The organism is Pontibacter rugosus, assembly GCF_042678745.1.
GTDB classification, from domain to species: Bacteria; Bacteroidota; Bacteroidia; order Cytophagales; family Hymenobacteraceae; genus Pontibacter; species Pontibacter rugosus.
Genome location: NZ_JBHTLD010000352.1, coordinates 1 through 2851, shown reverse-complemented (window position 1 = coordinate 2851; position 2851 = coordinate 1). Strand labels below are relative to the sequence as shown.

Genomic DNA, 2851 nt, shown 5'->3' with positions numbered 1-2851 from the left:
ATCAATTATAAGATTTCTTGGACTGCTACTTTGGGATGCAAGCAACCATTATTTTGGTATAAATTTATACTTGGTTGTAACTGCAACTGCATTTAAGAGTATGTTTAAATTATAGCTTTTTTGCTGCGTATTGCCTTTTAGAAGTTCTAGTAAGTATGGATGTTACAAATGCTATAAAGTATACTGCCTTCTGGAGTTGCCCGCCTGTATACCTTCACATTCAGAAATATGGAGACTGAAGCTGCAGCGGCCTGAACAATGACATAAAATTAATTAGGTATTTCTAAGCTCATTCCTGTACAAAATGCTTACCTTAAAGGTCATGCCTTGTACAGAAGAAAATGCTTCCGGCTTCGCATGATCAGAAAACGCTAATTCAAGTTTTTAAACCCTTTTAAGTTTACCTTTTTTGAAAAAGACCTTTACGTGGGCCTCTACCATATTAACTTGCCTGCTCCTCGCTACTGCCTGTAACCAGGAAAACTCAGCCTCCTCACCTATTGCCCCTGAAGAAAATACAGACACTTTGTCTGTAGCGACACCAGACACGGCAGTCGTACCCGCACCCGATACTGTCTCTACTGTTACTGCTGCACCCGACACAACAGCTTCTACAACTGTTTATCCGGGGCCTACACCTTTAGCTGGAGCTATACTTCCGGGCAAGCGTATCATAGCCTATTACGGCAACCCACTATCCAAACGGATGGGTATATTGGGTGAGCTGCCTCCTGATCAGATGCTGGCCAGGCTAGATGAAGAAGTTGCTAACTGGAGCAAAGCAGATCCTGCTACACCTGTGCAGCCTGCTTTACATGCCATTGTCGTTACAGCACAAGGGCACCCAAGCGCTGGAGGCAAGTACAGACTGCGCATGAGCAATAAAATGATTGATGACGTGCTGGAAATGGCAAAAAAACGTGATGCCATCGTTTTCCTGGATGTGCAGGTAGGGCATAGCACGCTACAGGAGGAACTACCACAGCTGGAGAAATACCTTAAGCTTCCGCATGTGCACCTCGGTATTGATGCTGAATTCTCTATGAAGGGCGGGCATGTTCCGGGTAGGAAAATAGGAACTTTCGATGCTGTAGACATTAATTACGCTACACAATATCTAGCTGGTTTAGTGAAAGACAACCAGTTGCCTCCAAAACTATTGATTGTGCACCGTTTTACGCAGGGTATGATTACCAATAGCGCTAACATCACCTTGAGACCTGAAGTACAAGTGGTGATGCACATGGATGGCTGGGGACATCCGGCTCTTAAAAAAGATACTTTCCGCCGCTATATCAAAAACGAGCCGGTACAGTTTACTGGCTTTAAAATTTTCTATAAAAACGATTTGAAGAAAAGCCCACGCTTGATGACTCCGGAAGAAATTTTAGCTTTAGAGCCTACTCCTTTATACATACAATACCAATAAACTACTAACTCAAACCTGATTGGATCTATATCCAATCAGGCAAAGCTTTGAAGTAAAATTAGAAGCTGATTTTGATACTTTCATCAGGCGGCAAAGTGCCTGTAAAGGAAAGTAGATGCCTGCCTTTCCCGCCTTAAAGCCCTTGCCATGATGCTTAAAAGCCGTTTTGCTAAAACACGCTCATTTAAATTTGGTGCGATAGTATCTTAATTGTGCAGGCCTTTAAAAGCTCCTTATACTAAATATAATTTTTTCCACATCTGGTGTAACAAAAAAATATGGCAAAAAACATTTACTTTAAGGAGTAAAAAGGCTTGAATTTTGCGTTACTTAAGTATCAAGAGATTCTTTTCATCTCAGTAGATGGAGAGAGCACTGCCAAATATTATACATGAAAGCCGAATGACGCATTTTCTACGACATACACTCCTGAACTTTGCTGTACGGTTTATACAGATCATTATTGTATTTCCGATGGCGGTGCTGCTAAGCTTTTATATTCAGCCAATAGGCTCTATGGATTATGAGCTGCACTTTTTGCTTTGCCTCATGCTTGCCGCGGCTATTTCCATAGCAGTTACCAAGTATAGCCGAAAACTTATCGTGCTTATGTTTTTTGGAATATTGGGTATGATGGTATTCAACAGCACATTCAAGAACCAAACGTTCGATGGCATCTACGATGATTATAATGCCATGCTGGTTAACATGACCAGCAACTCACACAAGGTTTCATACTTCAAACCCGTTCGCGGCACTTATTTTCAGAACCAGCGTGTAAAGAGCGCTATGCAATCTACCCATCCTTTGGTTCGCTCTTTTGCTGTAGAGAATTCTACCCGCTACTTCCATGATGAGTATTATCGCAAGTTTGGCAAAATGACGCGTTACTTCTCTTTGTTCAAGCATATCCGGCTTAACTGGAAATATGTGAATGATCCACTGGGAATGGATTATTACTCTCCTCCTACAGAAAGTATGAGCCTGCTTGCCGGTGACTGTGACGATTATGCTATCCTGATGGCTTCTTCGGTTATGGCCATAGGAGGAGAAGCCCGAATTGTGATATCACCAAACCACATGTACACAGAGGTTAAGATGGGGCATGTAGATGAGCTGGAGCAGATAAGCTTCGCTGTCAGAACTTTATTTCCAGATGAGGTGGCAGGCGGTAAGATTCATTTCCACGAAACCGGAGATGATCTCTGGATAAATTTCGATTACACCGCTTCTCATCCTGGAGGTCCTTTTCTAGAGCCTGAACTTTATAGTGTCATTACATTCGAGAAATAAGAAATTATTCTATTGTGAATCAAGAGCTTCCCTATATCTATACTTCTTTTTTTACATCAGCTATTGCACAATAAAATAACACCTTCTATATTTGCACCACAATCAGACAGAACGGCCCGTTCGTCTAGG

At 41.9% G+C, this 2851-nt stretch carries 2 protein-coding genes; both read left to right on the top strand.

The window, feature by feature from the left end:
* Positions 1–409: 409 nt before the first annotated feature.
* Positions 410–1429, top strand: coding sequence for a hypothetical protein (locus ACFQ2O_RS21000; protein ID WP_377532736.1), 1020 nt, complete (start codon positions 410–412; stop codon positions 1427–1429).
* A gap of 402 nt (positions 1430–1831) precedes the next feature.
* Positions 1832–2722: a transglutaminase gene (locus ACFQ2O_RS20995; RefSeq protein WP_377532734.1), complete on the top strand. Its 891-nt coding sequence runs from the start codon at positions 1832–1834 to the stop codon at positions 2720–2722.
* The last annotated feature ends 129 nt before the right edge of the window (positions 2723–2851 follow it).